This window comes from Halorubrum sp. SS7, from assembly GCF_005435055.1.
Classification (GTDB): Archaea; Halobacteriota; Halobacteria; order Halobacteriales; family Haloferacaceae; genus Halorubrum; species Halorubrum salinarum.
Window position 1 is genome coordinate 1 of the sequence record NZ_SGXV01000433.1, and the last position, 347, is coordinate 347.

Sequence of the window (347 nt, forward strand, 5' to 3'; positions counted from 1 at the left end):
GGAGCCGAAGAAGAACGTCAACCCCGACGAGGCGGTCGCGCTCGGCGCGGCGGTTCAGGGCGGCGTGCTCTCCGGCGACGTCGACGACATCGTTCTGCTGGACGTGACCCCGCTCTCGCTCGGTATCGAGGTGAAGGGCGGCCTCTTCGAGCGGCTCATCGAGAAGAACACCACCATTCCGACCGAGGAGTCGAAGGTGTTCACCACGGCCGCGGACAACCAGACCTCCGTCAACGTCCGCGTCTTCCAGGGGGAACGCGAGATCGCCGACGAGAACGAGCTGCTCGGCGCGTTCCAGCTCTCCGGCATCCCGCCGGCGCCGGCCGGAACCCCGCAGATCGAGGTCT

Annotated in this window: 1 protein-coding gene; it reads left to right on the plus strand. The window is 67.7% G+C overall.

Annotated features, from left to right (window positions below; all coding sequences use genetic code 11):
• Positions 1–347: Hsp70 family protein (locus EXE44_RS18685; protein WP_158293515.1), on the plus strand; the 347-nt coding region annotated here is incomplete at both ends.